15 protein-coding genes are annotated in these 16981 nt (G+C 66.3%); 11 read left to right on the top strand and 4 right to left on the bottom strand.

The window, feature by feature from the left end; all coding sequences use genetic code 11:
• The first annotated feature begins 129 nt into the window (after nt 1-129).
• From glyQ to DCO45_RS15235, 4 genes are all read left to right on the top strand, one after another.
• Nucleotides 130-1038, top strand: a complete 909-nt coding sequence (gene glyQ, locus DCO45_RS15250; RefSeq protein ID WP_116926715.1) for a glycine--tRNA ligase subunit alpha — start codon at nt 130-132, stop codon at nt 1036-1038.
• Nucleotides 1039-1058: 20 nt separating this feature from the next.
• Nucleotides 1059-1589 carry a metal-dependent hydrolase gene (locus DCO45_RS15245; RefSeq protein ID WP_116926623.1) on the top strand — a complete coding sequence of 177 codons (531 nt, stop codon included), beginning with the start codon at nt 1059-1061 and terminating at the stop codon, nt 1587-1589.
• Nucleotides 1589-3721 carry a glycine--tRNA ligase subunit beta gene (gene glyS, locus DCO45_RS15240; protein ID WP_116926622.1) on the top strand — a complete coding sequence of 711 codons (2133 nt, stop codon included), beginning with the start codon at nt 1589-1591 and terminating at the stop codon, nt 3719-3721. The genes DCO45_RS15245 and glyS overlap by 1 nt, the downstream gene beginning before the upstream one ends.
• 85 nt (nt 3722-3806) lie before the next feature.
• The gene (locus DCO45_RS15235) at nt 3807-4367 is read left to right on the top strand and encodes a histidinol phosphate phosphatase (RefSeq protein ID WP_116926621.1); all 561 of its coding nucleotides are present in this window, start codon (nt 3807-3809) and stop codon (nt 4365-4367) included.
• Nucleotides 4368-4457: 90 nt separating this feature from the next.
• Here DCO45_RS15235 and hemE read toward each other — a convergent pair whose 3' ends face one another.
• A complete protein-coding gene (gene hemE / locus DCO45_RS15230; RefSeq protein WP_116926620.1) occupies nt 4458-5573 on the bottom strand; it encodes a uroporphyrinogen decarboxylase in 1116 nt (371 codons plus the stop codon).
• 102 nt (nt 5574-5675) lie between these two features.
• Complete coding sequence (locus DCO45_RS15225) at nt 5676-6200, bottom strand: MarR family winged helix-turn-helix transcriptional regulator (RefSeq protein WP_243419370.1); 525 nt, start codon at nt 6198-6200, stop codon at nt 5676-5678.
• A 227-nt stretch (nt 6201-6427) separates the two neighbouring features.
• On the opposite strand from DCO45_RS15225, the gene DCO45_RS15220 reads away from it, so the two are divergent.
• Both DCO45_RS15220 and DCO45_RS15215 read left to right on the top strand, forming a co-directional pair.
• Nucleotides 6428-7372 carry a Bug family tripartite tricarboxylate transporter substrate binding protein gene (locus DCO45_RS15220; protein ID WP_243419379.1) on the top strand — a complete coding sequence of 315 codons (945 nt, stop codon included), beginning with the start codon at nt 6428-6430 and terminating at the stop codon, nt 7370-7372.
• Between the two features lie 78 nt (nt 7373-7450).
• Nucleotides 7451-8788, top strand: a complete 1338-nt coding sequence (locus DCO45_RS15215; protein WP_116926617.1) for a sulfatase-like hydrolase/transferase — start codon at nt 7451-7453, stop codon at nt 8786-8788.
• A 129-nt stretch (nt 8789-8917) separates the two neighbouring features.
• Here the strand turns inward: DCO45_RS15215 and DCO45_RS15210 are convergent, their stop codons facing one another.
• Complete coding sequence (locus DCO45_RS15210; RefSeq protein WP_133248167.1) at nt 8918-9478, bottom strand: hypothetical protein; 561 nt, start codon at nt 9476-9478, stop codon at nt 8918-8920.
• A 344-nt stretch (nt 9479-9822) separates the two neighbouring features.
• Between DCO45_RS15210 and DCO45_RS15205 the strand changes: the two genes are divergently transcribed.
• The 5 genes from DCO45_RS15205 to DCO45_RS15185 all read left to right on the top strand — a co-directional run bounded on the left by DCO45_RS15205 (nt 9823) and on the right by DCO45_RS15185 (nt 14578).
• Nucleotides 9823-10296 (top strand): rhodanese-like domain-containing protein, encoded by a 474-nt coding sequence (locus DCO45_RS15205; protein WP_116926615.1) that lies wholly within the window; start codon nt 9823-9825, stop codon nt 10294-10296.
• 50 nt (nt 10297-10346) lie between these two features.
• Entirely contained in the window at nt 10347-11297 is a 951-nt protein-coding gene (gene epsC, locus DCO45_RS15200) for a serine O-acetyltransferase EpsC (protein WP_116926614.1), read from the top strand.
• The gene (locus DCO45_RS15195; protein WP_021028780.1) at nt 11294-11572 is read left to right on the top strand and encodes a helix-turn-helix transcriptional regulator; all 279 of its coding nucleotides are present in this window, start codon (nt 11294-11296) and stop codon (nt 11570-11572) included. Before epsC ends, DCO45_RS15195 begins: the two co-directional genes overlap by 4 nt.
• A 61-nt stretch (nt 11573-11633) precedes the next feature.
• Complete coding sequence (locus tag DCO45_RS15190; RefSeq protein WP_021028781.1) at nt 11634-12566, top strand: family 2A encapsulin nanocompartment shell protein; 933 nt, start codon at nt 11634-11636, stop codon at nt 12564-12566.
• 14 nt (nt 12567-12580) lie between these two features.
• Nucleotides 12581-14578, top strand: coding sequence for a family 2A encapsulin nanocompartment cargo protein cysteine desulfurase (locus DCO45_RS15185; RefSeq protein ID WP_116926714.1), 1998 nt, complete (start codon nt 12581-12583; stop codon nt 14576-14578).
• Between the two features lie 73 nt (nt 14579-14651).
• Here the strand turns inward: DCO45_RS15185 and DCO45_RS15180 are convergent, their stop codons facing one another.
• Nucleotides 14652-16892, bottom strand: coding sequence for a thioredoxin family protein (locus DCO45_RS15180; protein ID WP_116926613.1), 2241 nt, complete (start codon nt 16890-16892; stop codon nt 14652-14654).
• Between the last annotated feature and the right edge of the window lie 89 nt (nt 16893-16981).

Raw genomic sequence — 16981 nt, 5'->3', positions numbered from 1 at the left:
TAAAATCAAATGTTTTTGACCGCTTTGCTGGTGCAGACAGGCAGCAAGGCATGCATGCAGTCCGATCTTGTCGCTGCGCGCCCCATTGCGGGCCGCCAGCAGCAGGCTGCGTCCACCACCAGACTCTCCATGTTGAATTTCCAACAAATCATTTTGAAGCTGCAGCAGTACTGGGCCGACCAGGGCTGCGCGCTATTGCAACCTTATGACATGGAGGTGGGTGCAGGTACCTCGCACACCGCCACCTTCCTGCGCGCCATCGGCCCCGAGCCCTGGAAAGCGGCCTATGTGCAGCCCAGCCGCCGCCCCAAGGATGGCCGCTATGGCGAGAACCCCAACCGCCTGCAGCACTACTACCAGTTCCAGGTGGTGCTCAAGCCCGCGCCTGCCAACATCCTCGATCTGTACCTGGGCTCGCTCGAAGCGCTGGGTTTTGACCTGAAGAAAAACGACATCCGCTTTGTCGAAGACGACTGGGAAAACCCGACCCTGGGCGCCTGGGGCCTGGGCTGGGAAGTCTGGCTCAACGGCATGGAAGTGACGCAGTTCACCTATTTCCAGCAAGTGGGCGGCATCGATTGCAAGCCCGCGACCGGCGAGATCACCTACGGCCTGGAGCGCCTGGCGATGTACCTGCAAGGCGTGGACAACGTCTACAACCTGCAGTGGACCGATGGCCTGACCTATGGCGATGTCTACCACCAAAACGAGGTCGAGCAGTCCACCTACAACTTCGAGCATTCCGATGCGGAGTTCCTGTTCCAGGCCTTTGGCGCGCATGAAAAGCAGGCCAAGCTCCTGATGGAGCAGCAGCTGGCCTTGCCCGCCTATGAGCAAGTGCTCAAGGCCGGCCACACCTTCAACCTGCTCGATGCGCGTGGCGCGATCAGCGTGACCGAGCGGGCGGCCTACATTGGCCGCATCCGCAACCTCGCGCGCGCCGTGGCGCAGAGCTACTACGACAGCCGCGAGCGCCTGGGCTTTCCGATGGCTCCGCGCGAGTGGGTCGCGCAGATCCCCCCGAAGGCTGCTGCCTAAACACCCCCGCCGCGCTGCCCATGCCCACGATCTTCACGCATGTCGCCGTACCGGTCGCCGCAGCGCTGGCGCTGGGCAGCCGCCGTGTGCCGCCCAGCATGCTGCTGGTGGGCGCGCTGGCCGCGATTGCGCCTGATTTCGACGGCATTCCCTACCAGTTCGGCAGCGCCGGCAGCGGCATCTGGGCCCACCGTGGCATCACCCACACGGCCTTGTTTGCACTGCTGATGGGCCTGCTGGGCCTATGGCTGGCGCGCTGGTGGAAGGTGCCGCGCCTGGCCGGCTTTGCCTGGGTGTTTTTCTGCACCTTGTCGCACCCCTTGCTGGACATGATGACCAGCGGCGGCAGCGGCATTGCCCTGCTGTGGCCTTTGAGCTCCGAACGTTTTTTCAGCCCTTGGCGACCGATTGCCGTCTCGCCCATTGCTGCAGACCGCTTTTTCTCGCAGCGCGGTGTGCAGGTCCTGGTCAGTGAACTCTACAACGTATGGTTCCCGCTGCTGACCCTGGGCCTGTCCATCTTCGCGCTGCGCCATACCCGGAAATCCTGATGACTTCCTCTCCCAATCTTCTGGTTGAACTGTTTGTTGAAGAGCTGCCTCCCAAGGCGCTCAAAAAGCTGGGCGATGCCTTTGCCCAGGTGCTGCTGCAGCAACTGCGCGCGCAGGGCCTGGCCGGTGACGGCTCGCAGCTGACGGCCTATGCCTCGCCGCGCCGCCTGGCCGCGCTGATCACCGACGTGCTGCCGCGCGCCGCTGACAAGCAGGTGTCGCAAAAGCTGATGCCCGTGGCAGTCGGCCTGTCGGCCGATGGCCAGCCAACGCCGGCCCTGCTCAAGAAGCTGGCCGCGCTGGGCGCCGATGCCTCGGTGGTGCCGCAGCTCAAGCGGGCCCAGGACGGCAAGGCCGAAGCGCTGTTCTACGACAGCACGGCCGCTGGCGTCAGCCTGGCCGAGGGCCTGCAAAAGGCGCTGACCGAGAGCATCGCCAAGCTGCCCATCCCCAAGGTCATGACCTACCAGCTCGAAGGCAACTGCGAATTGCCCGGCTGGAGCAGCGTGCAGTTTGTGCGCCCAGCCCATGGCCTGGTGGCCTTGCACGGCACCGAGGTGCTGCTGTCGATCGAAGCGCTGGGTCTGAAGGCCGGCAACACCACGCACGGCCACCGCTTTGAAGCGCTGGTCGATCCGCTGCTGATCACTGATGCCGACAGCTACGCCAAGACCCTGGCCGAGCAGGGCGCGGTGATTGCCAGCTTTGACGAGCGCAAGGCCGAGATCGTGCGCCAGCTGCAGGCAGCGGCCGAGCGTGTGGGCGGCGGCGTCAAGCCGATCGACGACGAAGCACTGCTCGATGAAGTGACTGCGCTGGTCGAGCGCCCCCATGTGCTGGTCTGCGCGTTCGAGAAGGAATTCCTGGGTGTGCCGCAGGAGTGCCTGATCCTGACGATGAAGGCCAACCAGAAGTACTTCCCGCTGCTCGCTGCCGATGGCGCGCTGACCAACCAGTTCCTGGTGGTGAGCAACATCAGCCCCGCTGACGCATCGGCCGTGACTGGTGGCAATGAGCGCGTGGTGCGCCCGCGCCTGGCCGATGCCAAGTTCTTCTTTGACCAGGACCGCAAGAAGACCCTGGCCTCGCGCGTCGAGGCGCTGGACAAGGTGGTCTACCACAACAAGCTAGGCACCCAGGGTGAGCGCGTGCAGCGCGTGCGTGCCATTGCCAAGAGCATTGCGCAGCAGTTGGGCGCCACCCAACTGGGCAAGCAGGTGGACCAGGCCGCCCAGCTGGCCAAGACCGACCTGATCACCGACATGGTGGGTGAGTTCCCAGAACTGCAGGGCACGATGGGCCGCTACTACGCGCTCAACGACCAGCTCGATGCCGCAGTGGCCGATGCGATCGAAGACCACTACAAGCCGCGCTTTGCCGGCGATGTGCTGCCACGCGGCGAGGTGGGCGTGATCGTCGCGCTGGCCGACAAGCTCGAAACCCTGGTGGGCATGTTCGGCATCGGCAACCTGCCCACCGGCGACCGCGACCCGTTTGCGCTGCGCCGCCATGCGCTGGGCGTCATCCGCATGCTGGTCGAAAAGGACCTGCCGCTGGACCTGGACACCTTGCTGGTCAGCACCTTGCCCGCCTTTGGCGACAAGATCGAAGACGCGAGCGCAGCGCTGTCCGACTTCATCTATGACCGCCTGGCCGGCAGCCTGCGTGAGCAAGGCTTTGGCGCCCAGGAAGTGGAGGCCGTGCTGGCCTACCGCCCCCAGCGCCTGGCCGATGTGCAAAAGCGCCTCGAAGCGGTGCGTGCCTTTGCCGCGCTGCCCGAGGCACCGGCGCTGGCCGCTGCCAACAAGCGCGTGGGCAATATCCTGAAGAAGGCCGATGGCCCGGTACGCGCCCGCGTGGACGAAGCCCTGCTGCAAGAACAGGCCGAGAAGGACCTGTTTGCTGCGCTGCAGACCGTCGCACCCAAGGCTGATGCCCAGTTTACCGAAGGCGATTACACCGCCAGCCTGCAGACCCTGGCGGCCTTGCGCACGCCGGTCGATGCCTTCTTTGAGCATGTGATGGTCAATGCCGAAGACCCGGCGCTCAAGGCCAACCGCCTGGGCCTGCTGGCGACCCTGCATGAGGCGATGAACCGCATCGCCGATCTGTCGCGCCTGGTCGCTGCCTGATAAGCTGGATGGGCGCGCAGCCATCGTGCATGGCTGCCGCCCGCCAGGGCCGCGTGCCGCAGCCTGTCTTCGGAGGGAGCCTGTGATGAAACTTGCGATTCTCGAGCGTGACGGTATTGTTGGCCAGCCGGTGCTGGGCCAGCTGAGCGGCCACCAGGACTGGCAGAGCATGCCCGATGCGGCGATCAGCATCGCCCGGCTCAACCTGTCTGGCTGGCATGTGGTGCTGGTGGCCAACCAGCCCGGTCTGGGCCGGGGTCTCTACGACTGCGCCGCACTCAATGACTACCACCGCCAGATGTACAAGGAGCTGGCCACCGTCGGCGCCAAGGTCGATGCGGTGTTCTTCTGTCCCCATCCGCCCGATGACCACTGCGACTGCCTGGATGCCCAGGCCACGCTGCTGCGCCAGATCCTGGACCGCTTCAACATGGAAGCGGGCAAGGTCGCGGTGATCGCCCGCAGCGCCAGCTTGCTGCAGGCCGCCGCCAGCCTGGGCGCACGCCTGCACTGGGTCTCCGTGCCCGGTGGGCCGGATGCCGAGACGGCGCTGTGCCCCTCCGAAGAGGCGCAGCAACACGCCAGCATGGTCCAGTGCATCGAGCACTTGCTGCAGACCATCGCGAATCGGCCGCCGCAGGGCTGAGAAGCGACGTGCTCTGCCCCATGAAAAGCCCTGCCATGTAAAACGGCAGGGCTTTTGCTTGGGCGATATCGCAGCGCTCAGCCGCCTCGATCAAGCACGCATCGCACGCGACTGGCTGTGCACCGCTTCGACCAGCGCGGCCACATGCTCGGGCGGTGTGAACTGGCTGATGCCATGGCCCAGGTTGAAGATATGCGTGGGGCCGGGGCGGCTGGTGTCGGTATGGGGCGTGCCAAAGCTCTCGAGCACATGGCGCACCTGCTCGGCAATGCGCTCGGGCGGGGCAAACAGCACATTGGGGTCGATATTGCCTTGCAGCGCCTTGCCCGGGCCGCCGACTTCGCCGCCGATGATGGCACGGGCCTTGCCGAGGTTGGCGGTCCAATCGAGGCCCAGCACCTCGCAGTCGAGATCGCGCATCTCGGGCAGCCAGATGCCGCCACCCTTGGTGAACACGATGCGGGGCACATCGGTACCGTCCACGCCGGTGCGCTTGAGCTGGCTGAGCACGCGCCTGGTGTAGGTCAGGCTGAACTGCTGGAAGGCGCCATCGGCCAGCACACCGCCCCAGCTGTCAAAAATCATCACGGCCTGCGCGCCGGCATCGATCTGGGCGTTGAGGTAGGCGGCCACGCTGTCGGCATTCACCTCCAGGATGCGGTGCATCAGATCGGGGCGGCTGTACATCAGCGACTTGACCTGGCGGTAGTCATCGCTGCCCTTGCCTTCGACCATGTAGCAGGCGAGGGTCCAGGGGCTGCCGGAAAAACCGATCAGCGGCACACGGCCACCCAGCGCACGGCGGATGCTGGTCACCGCATCGAACACATAGCGCAGCTTGTCCATGTCGGGCACGGCCAGCGCCTTCACGGCGGCCTCGTCGCGCACCACCTGGGCAAAGCGCGGGCCTTCGCCTTCGGCAAACGACAGGCCCAGGCCCATCGCATCGGGCACCGTCAGGATGTCGCTAAAGAGGATCGCAGCATCGAGCGCAAAGCGCTCGAGCGGCTGCAAGGTCACCTCGGTGGCGTAGTCCACATTCGTTGCCAGCCCCATGAAGCTGCCGGCGCGCGCGCGCGTGGCCTTGTACTCGGGCAGGTAGCGCCCGGCTTGGCGCATCAGCCACAGCGGGGTGTAGTCGGTGGCCTGGCGGCGGCAGGCGCGCAAGAAGGTGTCGTTGCTCAGCGGTGCAAATGTCGTGCTCATGGGCAGGGATTGTCGCGCAGTTGCCGATGCCTGGGCAGCGATGCCGGTTTGCCCGGGTAGGGTATGGAGCAAAGTCCGCGCAGATCGCCCCCCGGCGGTGGCTCAGCCCAGGTGGTTTTGGCGGTGGCCGGACTGGCGCGGCGGAAAGGCCGCATCGCTGGCCTCGTCCTGCGCGGCCCGGTTGGCCTGCTGCTGCAGCTGGTGCAGGCTCTGGTCCAGCTGCTGCAGCGCATCGGCATCGAGCGCGGCCACCAGGTCGGTGTTGATGCTCCGCACCTGGGGCAGCAGCGCATCATGCAGGCGCTGGCCGGCAGGGCTCAGTTGCAGCGCGGCGCGGCGCCGGTTGCCTGTCTCGGTGGATTTGTGCAGCAGGCCCTTGGCCTGCATCGAGGCGATCGCGCGCGAGATGCGGGCCCGGTCAAGCTCGAGCAGATCGGCCAACTGCGAAGGCTGCAGACCGGGCTGGCGCGCCAGCCACATCAGCACGCCCCATTCGCGCCGGGTGATGCCGTAGTGGCGCTCGCACAGCCGCGTCACCAGCCGGCCCGCCGACGCAGTGAGCTTGGCCAGGCGGTAGAGCAGCAGGTCGCTGGGCTGCTGCGGATCGGCAAGGGGGTTGGGCGGCACTGCGGGTAAATCCGGGCGATGGTTGATTAGAACAATTGTGCCCTGGTTTTCTACAGTGCAGGCATGCTGCGCTGGCGCTTGTGCGGAGGCTGAAAAAGCTTATGCCTTTGGGCTAGATCAAACGCGGCACCATAGAGGGCATCGGCCGCCCATGCGGCCCCTGTTCATAAGCATCGGAGACTCTCCCCATGGTTCAACGTCGTCATTTTCTCGGCCAGTCCGCAGCCATGGCTGCCTCGGTGCTGGCCACCACCTCGTCGCTGTGGGCCTTGCCCGCGCAGGCCCAGGACGGCGTGCTGCGCATCATCGTGGGCTACCCGCCCGGCGGCGCCACCGACCGCGTCGCGCGCATCGTGGCCGACAAGCTGCAGGCCAGCCTGGGCAGCACCGTGATTGTGGACAACAAGGTGGGCGCCGGCGGCCGCGTAGCCGCGCAGTTTGTGAAGAATGCGCCGGCCAACCAGCCGGTGCTGATGCTGGCCAACCCCGCCGTCATGGTGGTGGCGCCGCTGGTGGTGAGCAATCTGGGCTATGACGCCGAGCAGGATTTTGTGCCGGTCAGCGAGGTCAACCGCTATGTGTTTGGCGTGGCGGTGTCCAGCGCCGTGCCGGTCAAGGAAATGCAGCACCTGCTCGCCTGGCTCAAGGCCAACCCGGCCAAGGCCAATATCGGCGTGCCTGCCACTGGCAGCCTGCCGCACTTCTTTGCGCTGATGCTTGGCCAGCAGGCCGGCGTCGAAGCCGAGGCGGTGGGCTACAAGGGCTCGGCCCCGCTGCTCACCGATCTGATGGGCGGCCAGGTGCCCGTCGCCGTTGATACGCTCGACACGCTGGTGCAGCAGCATCAGGCGGGCAAGCTGCGCCTGCTGGCCGTCAGTGGCGATGCCCGCAACGCCGCCGTGCCCGATGTACCGACCTTGAAGGAGGCCGGCGTGAACCTGTCTGCCGCTGGCTGGAACACCTTCTTTGCGCCCAAGTCCATGCCCGCCGCGCAGGTGCAGCGCTACGCTGCCGCCATCCACAAGCTGATGCAAGACCCGGATGTGCACAAGCAGTTTGCGACCAACTACCTGGACCCGGTGGCCAGCACCGCCGAGCAGACCGTCAAGGCGCTGCAGGCCTACAAAAAGCAGTGGGGCCCGGTGATCCAGGCCTCGGGCTACAAGCCCTGATCTGTTGCCCCTTGATATGCCAGACGCAGGCCGCGCGCCCACCGGGTGCCGGCCTGCCATGACTGTGAGCGAGACCCTGTGTTGAAACGACCGAACATCATCTTTATCGTGGCCGATGACCTGGGCTACGCCGATCTGGGCTGCTATGGCGGCCGCAATGCGGGCTTTGGCGCCGTGTCGCCGCATATCGATGCGCTCGCTGCCGGGGGCCTCAAGCTCACGCAGGGCTATTCCAACTCGCCGGTGTGCTCGCCCACGCGCTTTGCGCTGATGACGGCGCGCTACCAGTACCGCCTGCGCGGCGCGGCCGAGGAGCCGATCCGCACCGCCACGCGCGGCAACCCTGACCTGGGCCTGCCGCCCAGCCACCCGACCTTGCCATCGCTGCTGCGAGAAGCAGGCTACCGCACCGCCTTGATGGGCAAGTGGCACCTGGGCTACCCGCCGCATTTCAGCCCGCTCCAATCGGGCTATGAGGAGTTCTTTGGGCCCATGTCGGGCGGCGTGGATTACTTCAGCCACTGCGGTGCCAATGGCCAGCATGACCTCTGGTTTGGCGAGGCCGAGCGTGCACAGCCGGGCTACCTGACCGACCTGATCAGCGACTATGCGGTGGACTATATCGACCGCATGGCAGCCGGCGCGCAGCAGGACACACCCTTCTTTTTGAGCGTGCACTACACCGCCCCGCACTGGCCCTGGGAGACCCGGGACGACGAGGCCTTGTCGCGCGAGCTGGTGGAGAACAAGCAGGCCATCTACCACCTGCATGGTGGCAATATCGAGAGCTACCAGCGCATGATTCACCACATGGACGAAGGCATTGGCCGCCTGGTGGAGCGCCTGCAAGCGCATGGGCTGGCAGACGACACGCTGATCGTGTTCACCAGCGACAACGGCGGCGAGCGCTTCTCGGACAACTGGCCGCTGGTGGGCGGCAAGATGGACCTGACCGAGGGCGGCATCCGCGTGCCATGGGTGGCCCATTGGCCACGCGTCATCGCCCCTGCGGGCGAGAGCCGCCAGACCTGCATGACGATGGATTGGAGCGCCACGATGCTGGACATTGGCGGGGCCCAGCCCGCTGCCGGCTACCCCTGGGATGGGCAGTCGCTGCTGCCGCTGCTGCAGGACCCAGCCTGGCACCAGGATCAGCCCCTGTTCTGGCGCATGAACCACCGGGGCCAGCGCGCGATGCGCGATGGCGACTGGAAATACCTGCGGGTCGATGGCGTGGACTATTTGTTCAACCTGCACGCCGATGAGCGCGAGCGCGCCAACCTGGCCAGCGTGCTGCCCGAGCGCCTGCAAGCGATGGTGGCCGCCTGGGAAGCCTGGAACGCCAGCATGCCGCCGATACCGGACGATGCGACGGTGAGCCTGTGCTACACCGACGCCGACATGCCCCAGCGCTGAGGGATTCACAAAGCCCTTGAGAGGTCGTTGCGACGCCTGGTCTACTTTTGTACAGCCTGCGGCGCGGCGCCTGGTCTCCACCGCAAACCTGCGGTTTGCTGGACTTTGAGAGCCCCTCACTTCAACTTGTCATGGGCGGCCCGCTTGGGGCCCCGTGTCTTCTTCATCGTCCTCAGGAATCGCGGCCACGCTGATGCCGCCGAGCAAGGCCATCACCAGGGCAAACAGGTAGACGGCGTTGCTGATACCCAGGCTGAGGCTGTAGCCCCAGGCGATGACCGAGCACCAGATGCTGTCCTTGTACTGCGCGGCGCACCCCGATTGGGCGGGCATGTGCACATACCAGATGACGGCCACGGCGGCAAAGGCCAGCGCGACGACGACACCCAGCGCATTGCGGTGGTAGCGCAGCATCGCGATCAAGGACAGCGGCACCAGCGCCCCCCAGACAAACATCATCAGCCAGCTGGCCATGGGCGCCTGGGCGAGCCAGCCAGATAGCGCGGGCCAGTGCAGCTGGGTCTGGATCAGCTGCAGTCCGTCGCGCACCAGCGGCAGGGCCAGCGCGGCGATGGCCACGCACAGCAGCACGATCCCCAGACACACGCGTTTGGCGCTGACATGGCGCCGGTGGGGGCTCCCGGCCTGGGTGGACGAATGCAGATCATGGGAATGGGTAATGACAGCCATCTTTGTCTCCTGTAGGAGGCTGTCATTGCCGGTTGCCAGCACCGTGCAGGGTGCCAACAGCGGGCATTGCAGCCCTGTTTTGAGGAAGGACCGCAGCGCTTGGCCTGTTGCACTGCGGCAGCAGAGGTGCACAGCAGACCTTGGCTGAATGGCAGCAGTCCACTGCTTAACCCTGGTTTCAATATAGCCTTATTCAGCGCATAGATCTATAGGCGCAGGCCGCAGGCGGTGGGCCTCGTATATGTGAAAAACGCATGTACAAGCGCATTTATATTCCTGTTCCAACGGCGTCCAGCGGCCTAAATTGGTGGCTATCCCCATCCATTTGACCTTAGAGGCGTTTTATGACGACAACCGATATCAGCCTGCCCGATGTACTGGAGGCAGCCTGGAGAGCGGCGCAGGAGCAGTCCCTGGGCTATGCCGGCAGCGTGCCGCCAGTGGCGGCCTGGCAACTGGTGCAGCAGCAGCTGGCGGTGCTGGTCGATGTGCGCTCGGCCGAGGAGCGCCATTTTGTCGGCCATGTGCCCGGCAGCATCCATGTCCCCTGGGCGACGGGTACGGCGCTGACCCGCAACCCGCGCTTTGTGCGCGAGCTCGAAGCGCGCCTGGCCGCGCACGGCGGCAAGGACGCCGTGGCGCTGCTGCTGTGCCGCAGCGGCAAACGCTCGGTGCTGGCTGCCCAGGCGGCCGAAGCGGCGGGCTTTCGCCATGTCTTCAATGTGCAAGAAGGTTTTGAAGGCGAGCTGGACGCGCTGCAGCAGCGCGGCCATGGCGATGGCTGGCGCTACCACCAGCTGCCCTGGGTGCAGGACTGAGGTCCTGACCCTCTCCATGAGCGCGCGTTGAACCCCTAAGAAGGCACCCCATGACAACCCCTTTCCCCATCCAAGAAGTGGCCGCACAGTTGGCCGAGCAGCGACGCCAGTGGCGCGAGTCCCACCAGCGCAGCCAGGAGCCCGGCGGGCGCGAGTTTCCCTCGCGCGATGCGCTGGCCCAGACCCTGAGTCTTCTCAAAGGCGTGCTGTTCCCGATGCGGCTGGGCCCGCATGATTTGCTGCAGGAGAGCGAGGACTTTTATGTCGCCCATGCGCTCGATGCCGCCTTGCACCGGCTGCAGACCCAGATTGCGCTGGAGCTGCGCTATACCCAGCGCAGCCCCGCAGGCACCGAGGAGCAGGCCCAGGCCTTGACGCGCCAGTTTGCACTCGCCTTGCCCGGCATTCGCCGCCTGCTCGACAGCGATGTGCAGGCGGCCTATGAGGGCGACCCGGCTGCCCGCACCGTCGACGAGGTGCTGCTGTGCTACCCCGGCGTGCTGGCGCTGATCCACCACCGCATTGCGCACCAGCTCTATGCACTGCAGCTGCCGCTGCTCGCCCGCATCGTGGCCGAGCTCGCGCACAGCGAGACGGGCATCGACATCCACCCCGGCGCGCAGATTGGCGAGGGCTTTTTCATCGACCACGGCACCGGCGTGGTGGTGGGCGAGACGGCGGTGATCGGCCGCAAGGTGCGCATCTACCAGGCCGTCACCCTGGGCGCCAAGCGCTTTGTGCAGACCGAGCAGGGCCATCTGCAAAAGGGCCAGCCGCGCCACCCGATCGTCGAGGACGGCGTGGTGATCTACGCGGGTGCGACCATTCTGGGAAGGGTCACGCTGGGCGCTGGCGCCGTCATTGGCGGCAATGTTTGGCTGACCCAGAGCGTGGCCGCCGGTGCCCATGTGACCCAAGCGTCGCTGCAGGCCGCTGCACAGAGCCCTGCGCAGCACACCCGGAGCGAGCCCGCCTTGCCCGCCGAGGAGGCTGCGCTATGAATGATTTCTCCCACCATTTCGGTCTGGCCGTGCGCCGCTCGCGCGAGGCCATGGGCTGGTCGCAGGAGCAGCTGGCTGCGCAGGCCGATCTGAACCGCTCCTATGTCGGTGAGGTCGAGCGCGGCCAGGTGGCAGTGTCGCTGGCCACCATCGGCAAGCTGGCCCAGGCGCTGCAGGTGCCCCAGTCCACCTTGGTACTGCGCGGCGAGGAGCTGCACCAGCACTACCTGGTGCGCGCGCAGCACATGCGGCGCTTGGCGGCGATAGCCGGTTGAGGCGCCAGCGCCCGCCAGCGATGATTTTCCTGTTCATTCACACGCGCAACCGGAGAGAAATATGACAGCGAATGTAGGCGGCACGACCGCATTGGGCGACAGTGCTGCACGGCAGTTAGCCAACGCCACCAAGACCGTTCCCCAGCTTTCCACGATCAGCCCGCGCTGGCTGACGCATCTGCTGCAATGGGTGCCGGTCGAGGCGGGTATTTACCGCCTCAACCAAGTCAAAAACCCCGAGGACATCCGGGTGGCCTGCACCGCCAAGACGCATGAGAACCAGCTGCCGCGCACCTTTGTCGAGTACGACGCGCAGCCGCGCGAGTTCTTCCTCAACGCCGTCAGCACCGTGCTGGATGTGCACACCCGGGTCTCCGACCTCTACAGCAGCCCGCATGACCAGATCAAGGAGCAGCTGCGCCTGACCATCGAGACCATCAAGGAGAACCAGGAAAGCGAGCTGATCAACAACCCCGACTACGGCCTGCTGGCCCAGGTGGCGGAAGACCAGCGCATCTTCCCGCTGACCGGCGCGCCCACGCCCGATGACCTCGATGAGCTGCTGACCAAGGTCTGGAAGGAGCCGGCATTTTTCCTGGCCCACCCGCTCACCATTGCCGCCTTTGGCCGCGAGGCCACGCGCCGCGGCACGCCACCGCCCACGGTCAGCCTGTTTGGCTCGCAGTTCATCACCTGGCGTGGTGTGCCGCTGATCCCCTCGGACAAGGTGCCGGTGGCGGACGGCAAATCCAAGATCCTGCTGCTGCGCGTGGGTGACAAGCGCCAGGGCGTTGTTGGCCTGTTCCAGCCCGGCCTGCCCGGCGAGCAGGGCCCGGGCCTGTCGGTGCGCTTCATGGGCATCAACAACCATGCGATTGCCTCGTACCTGATCTCGCTGTACTGCTCGCTGGCGGTGCACACGCCCGATGCATTGGCTGTGCTCGATGACGTGGAGATCAACAAGTACCACGACTACCCCGATACCTACAAGTGAGCAAAGGAGCCGCCATGGTTTCCGCCGTATCCGGCCTGCCCGAGCCATCGGGCGCGCCCATCTCCACCGAGCTGCTCGCGCAGCTGGCCACCGCGCTGTTTGCCGAGCGGCCCGGCGCGCCCGGCTTGCCGCCGGGTGTGCAGGCGCCGGTGAACATTGCTCCGCCGGGCTCGCCGCTGGCCAGCCCGGCGGGCCTGGAGCCCAGCGTGCCGGGCACCCCCATCTCTGCGGGCGTGCTGCCGGGCAGCAACTTGTTGCCCGCATCGCCCACACCGGTGCTGTCGCTGGCCCACCGCGCCCCGGCCTTGCTGCCCCATGCCGCAGCCGGCAATGGGGTGCCCGATAGCGTGCTGGCCACGCTGCCCGCCTATGAGCCGCGCCTGGGCGGGTTGGTGCAAGGGGTGCCCCATGCGGCTGCACCGCAAGCCAGTGCATCCCAGGCGGTGGCAGCACCCGTTTCTGCTTCTACCCCTGGCGCTGGTTATTATTTTCTGGAGCCACCGTCAGCTGCAGCTGCACCTGCGGACAGCAGTGGTGCATCGTTGCAGGCGCTGGCCGACCAGGCCCGCCGTACTGCGCCCGATAGCCATCTGAACGGCATCGATTTGCGTGGGCCACGTGGTGCCGACGTGGCGCCTCTGGGCCACCAGGCCCACCCCGCTCCGGTGCCGGGCGCTGCGCCGCAGTACTACTTTGTGCATGCCGTGCCGCTGCCCAGTGGCTTTGTGACGCCAGCCAAGCCGCATCCGCATGCCGATGCGGCGCCTGTGGCTGCGCAGCAGGACCGCCATCCCGGTTTTGACATTCAGGCGGTGCGGCGCGACTTTCCGATCCTGGCCGAGCGCATCAACGGCAAGCCACTGGTCTGGCTGGACAATGCGGCCACCACGCACAAGCCGCGCCAGGTGATCGAGCGCATCAGCCATTTCTATGCGCATGAGAACTCGAACATCCATCGCGCAGCCCATACGCTGGCCGCGCGGGCGACCGATGCCTATGAGCATGCCCGTGAGGTGGTGCGGCGCTTCATCAACGCCCCTGAGGCGCGCGAGGTGGTCTTTGTGCGCGGCACCACCGAGGCCATCAACCTGGTGGCCAAGGCCTGGGGCGGGGCGAATGTGGGCGAAGGCGATGAGATCATCATCAGCCACCTGGAGCACCATGCGAACATCGTCCCCTGGCAGCAGCTGGCCGCAGCCAAGGGCGCCCGGCTGCGGGTGATACCGGTCGACGACCAGGGCCAGATCCGGCTCGATGAGTACCAGAAGCTGATCAACGACCGCACCAAGATCGTCGCCATCGGCCATGTCTCCAACGTGCTGGGCACAGTGGTGCCCGTCAAGCAGGTGGTGGAGATCGCCAAGCGCCGGGGCATCACGACCTTGATTGATGGCGCGCAGTCGATTGCGCACACCCCTGTCGATGTGCAGGACCTGGGCGCGGATTTCTTTGTCTTCTCAGGCCACAAGATCTTTGCACCCACCGGCATTGGTGTGCTCTGGGGCCGGCGCGAGGTGCTGGAGGCCATGCCGCCCTGGCAGGGCGGCGGCAACATGATTGCCGATGTGACCTTTGAGAAAACCGTCTACCAGCCGCTGCCCAATACCTTTGAAGCGGGCACCGGCAACATCGCCGATGCGGTGGGCCTGGGCGCGGCGCTCGAATATGTGGAGCGCATCGGCATCGCGCAGATCAGCCGCTACGAGCATGCGCTGGTGGACTATGGCATGGCGCAGCTGGCCCGCGTCCCGGGGCTGCGCCTGATCGGCACCGTGCCGGGCAAGGCCAGCGTGCTGGCATTTACGCTGGAGGGCTACAGCACCGACGAGGTGGGCCAGGCGCTCAACGCCGAAGGCATTGCCGTGCGCACCGGCCACCATTGCGCGCAGCCCATCCTGCGCCGCTTTGGGGTCGAGACCGCCGTGCGGCCCTCGCTGGCTTTCTACAACACCTTTGACGAGGTCGACCAGCTGGTGCGCGAGGTGCGCAAGCTGGCGGCGCAGCGGCGCTGATCGGCAGCTTGTTCTGCGTTGCAGAAACGAAAAGCGCCGGGCACAACCGGCGCTTTTCTCATTGGGAGAGGTCTTAAAGCTGTGTGATCGCGTCCACCACTTCCTTGACGCTCAGCACCTCGGACAGGATCTGCGGCGCCTTGCCCGGTGCATACAGCACATAGACCGGCACGCCGCTGCGGCCCAGCTGATTGAGCGCCTGCGTGATGGCAGGGTCCTGGCGGGTCCAGTCGGCGCGCAGCAAGCTCACCTGTTTGCCTTCGAAGGCGGCGAGCACCTGGCTGTCGCTCAGGGTAGTGCGCTTGTTGTACTGGCAGGTGACGCACCAGGCGGCGGTGAAATCGACAAACACCGGCTTGCCGGTGGCATTGATCTCGCCCACCTTCTGCGCCGACCAGGGCTGCCACAGCGCGCCGCTGGCCTGTTGGCCGGGCGCAGGCGCAGGCGTGGTCAGGTTGTGGCCCATGGCGGTGGCCAGGTAGAGGCCACCGGCCAGCGACAGCACCGCAAAGCCCCAGCGCGCGCGCCCTTGCAGGCCCAGCGCCCAGACGAGCGCGGCCAGCAGCACCAGCATCGCCAGCAAGGTGGCTGCGCCATCGATACCGCTTTGCTGGCCCAGCACCCAGACCAGCCAGACCACGGTGGCAAACATCGGAAAGGCCATCGCACGGCGGAAGGTGTCCATCCAGGCGCCCGGGCGCGGCAGCCAGCGCACCACCGCAGGGATCCAGCTGGCCAGCAGATAGGGGGTGGCCATGCCCACGCCCAGCGCGGCAAACACCAGCAGGGCCTCGGCGGCCGGCAGGCTCACGGCCAGGCCCATCGACGCGCCCATGAACGGGGCGGTGCAGGGCGAGGCAATGGCCACGGCCAGCACGCCGCTCAAAAAGGCATTGCTGATCGGGCTCTTGGCCTGCTTGCCCGCCAAGCTGCTGGGTACAAAGCTGCCAAACTCGAACATGCCCGCCAGGTTGAGGCCGATCACGGTGAAGAGCGCCGCCAGCGCCGCAATGACCAGCGGCGACTGCAGCTGGAAACCCCAGCCCAGCTGCTGGCCGGCCGAGCGCAGCGCCAGCAGCAGCGCGCCCAGGGCCAGGAACGACAGCACCACGCCCGCGGTATAGGCCAGGCCGGCATGGCGCTGCTCGCGCAGCTGGCTGCCGTGCGCGGTAAAGCCCAGCACCTTGAGCGCGAGGATCGGGAACACGCAGGGCATCAGGTTCAGGATCAGGCCGCCGATGAGCGCGCCCAGCAGCGCCAGCCACAGGCTGCCCGAAGAGGCCGGCGCGGCGGGGGCGGATGCCTGGGCATTCTTGGCCAGCGCAGCGGCCAGCTCTGGTGAGACCTGGGCCACGGCAGCGGCCTGCCATTGGCCGCTGAGGGGCGCCACGGTACGCCAGCCGATGGCGCCATCGACGGCGCGGTGCTGGTTGGTGGTCAGCACCAGCGGAATGTCTTGCGGCGTCTGGCCCCGGTTGGCCGACAGCGGCACCACGGCCGTCCAGTCCGCGCCTTGCCATTGCTGGTGGAAATCCTTGCCGTCCTGCATCGCATGGTGCAAGGTGTCGGGGCTCTCGCTGAGTACCTGCAGGCTCTGGCCCTGCAGAGCAGCGGGCAGGCCGGAGACGCGCAGCTGCAGCGTCTCGCCATCAACCGTGGCCTGGCTGCTGCCTTGCAGTGCGACCGGCGCCTGGGCATGGGCTTTTGCAAAGCTATCCGCCAGCAGCGCGGTGCTGCTCTTGGTCGGGATGGTCAGGCTGAACTGGCCTTCTTCAGGAATGCACTCGACGCGGCAGATCAGCCAGTTCGCGTGCAGGCGCACCGTCACATCGCGCGCATCGGCCGAGAAATGGCTGGGGATCTGCACGGTAACGGGCAGCAGCACCTGGCCTTCATAGCCGTAGTTGACGAGGGTACCGACCCGAATCGGGTGGGGCGTGGGCCAGGCGATTTCGCCGGCATCCCAGCCCGGCGGCAGCTGCCATTGCAACTGCGTGGGCAGGCCCGAGTCGCCGGGATTGGTCCAGTAGGTATGCCAGTCGGGCTGGTGGTCCAGCAGCAGGCCCAGTTCAATGCTTTTGCCCGGCTCGATGCCCTGCGGCGCCAGTGCCACCAGCTCTGCGCGCACACGCGGCGTGGTCACCACGCTGCTGGACGCGGGGCCGGAGGCCGTGTCCATCGCGGGAGCGCTGGCGCCGCTGCCGATCTGGAGCTTGATCTGGGCCTGGGCATGCAGCGCCGTGCCGCTCAGCACGAGGGCCAGCAGTGTAAAAAAAAGCGCTCCTATCGAGCGGCGCAGGAAAGCATGGGGCATATCGCGTGGTACCTGTTTGTCTGGCGGTGAGAGGACAGATACGTGGAGAGGTTCCCGCATCATAGAACCTGTGCGGCTTGCTCGCTGGT

The organism is Comamonas sp. JNW (genome assembly GCF_003105075.1).
Classification (GTDB): Bacteria; Pseudomonadota; Gammaproteobacteria; order Burkholderiales; family Burkholderiaceae_C; genus Comamonas; species Comamonas squillarum.
Note: the sequence above shows the minus strand (reverse complement) of the source record. Positions and strands in the feature narration are given on the sequence as shown.

Bases quoted from the DNA above. Each gene is read 5' to 3' on its own strand.
- glyQ (WP_116926715.1), top strand. From the start codon at position 130: ATGTTGAATTTCCAACAAATCATTTTGAAGCTGCAGCAGTACTGGGCC.
- DCO45_RS15245 (WP_116926623.1), top strand. From the start codon at position 1,059: ATGCCCACGATCTTCACGCATGTCGCCGTACCGGTCGCCGCAGCGCTG.
- glyS (WP_116926622.1), top strand. From the start codon at position 1,589: ATGACTTCCTCTCCCAATCTTCTGGTTGAACTGTTTGTTGAAGAGCTG.
- DCO45_RS15235 (WP_116926621.1), top strand. From the start codon at position 3,807: ATGAAACTTGCGATTCTCGAGCGTGACGGTATTGTTGGCCAGCCGGTG.
- hemE (WP_116926620.1), bottom strand. From the start codon at position 5,573: ATGAGCACGACATTTGCACCGCTGAGCAACGACACCTTCTTGCGCGCC.
- DCO45_RS15220 (WP_243419379.1), top strand. From the start codon at position 6,428: ATGGCTGCCTCGGTGCTGGCCACCACCTCGTCGCTGTGGGCCTTGCCC.
- DCO45_RS15210 (WP_133248167.1), bottom strand. From the start codon at position 9,478: ATGGCTGTCATTACCCATTCCCATGATCTGCATTCGTCCACCCAGGCC.
- DCO45_RS15205 (WP_116926615.1), top strand. From the start codon at position 9,823: ATGACGACAACCGATATCAGCCTGCCCGATGTACTGGAGGCAGCCTGG.
- epsC (WP_116926614.1), top strand. From the start codon at position 10,347: ATGACAACCCCTTTCCCCATCCAAGAAGTGGCCGCACAGTTGGCCGAG.
- DCO45_RS15195 (WP_021028780.1), top strand. From the start codon at position 11,294: ATGAATGATTTCTCCCACCATTTCGGTCTGGCCGTGCGCCGCTCGCGC.
- DCO45_RS15190 (WP_021028781.1), top strand. From the start codon at position 11,634: ATGACAGCGAATGTAGGCGGCACGACCGCATTGGGCGACAGTGCTGCA.
- DCO45_RS15185 (WP_116926714.1), top strand. From the start codon at position 12,581: ATGGTTTCCGCCGTATCCGGCCTGCCCGAGCCATCGGGCGCGCCCATC.
- DCO45_RS15180 (WP_116926613.1), bottom strand. From the start codon at position 16,892: ATGCCCCATGCTTTCCTGCGCCGCTCGATAGGAGCGCTTTTTTTTACA.